The 638-nt window shown below is 68.7% G+C and carries 1 protein-coding gene; it reads left to right on the top strand.

Annotation, left to right across the window (positions count from 1 at the left end):
* Positions 1 to 638, top strand: a 638-nt coding sequence (locus NKI38_RS33500; RefSeq protein ID WP_352665166.1) for a DUF5801 repeats-in-toxin domain-containing protein, incomplete at both ends; no start/stop codon positions are given.

Raw genomic sequence — 638 nt, 5'->3', positions numbered from 1 at the left:
GGCGCCGATGGCGCCGGCTCGACGCTGCTGACGGGTGCCGGCCTGCCGACCTCGTCGGTGACGGAAGGGGCTTTCTTCCAGACGGTGACCGGCACGCTGCTGACGATCAGCCAGATCCAGAACGGCATCGCGGTGGCGGTTGTATCGGTGTCGCTGTCGAACACGACGGCCGGCGCCTACACGGTCACCCAACTGCATGCGATCGACCACCCGGCGGGCGCCAACGAGAACGACGTGGCGTTCACGGTCGGCTACACGACGACCGATCATGACGGCGACACGGCGACGGGCTCGCTGACGATCAACGTCGATGACGACACCCCGACGGTGGCGGTTAACGCCGCCGTCCAGCTCGACGACGACGCGCTGGCCGGCGGCAACCCCGGCGGCACCGGCGACGTCACTCCCGACACGGCCAATACGACCGGGACGCTGGCGCATAGCTATGGCGCCGATGGCGCCGGCTCGACGCTGCTGACGGGTGCCGGCCTGCCGACCTCGTCGGTGACGGAAGGGGCTTTCTTCCAGACGGTGACCGGCACGCTGCTGACGATCAGCCAGATCCAGAACGGCATCGCGGTGGCGGTTGTATCGGTGTCGCTGTCGAACACGACGGCCGGCGCCTACACGGTCACCCA

Origin of the sequence: Mesorhizobium sp. M0621, from assembly GCF_040320745.1 — a bacterium.
Lineage (GTDB): Bacteria > Pseudomonadota > Alphaproteobacteria > Rhizobiales > Rhizobiaceae > Mesorhizobium.
This window is presented reverse-complemented; position numbering and strand designations above follow the sequence as displayed.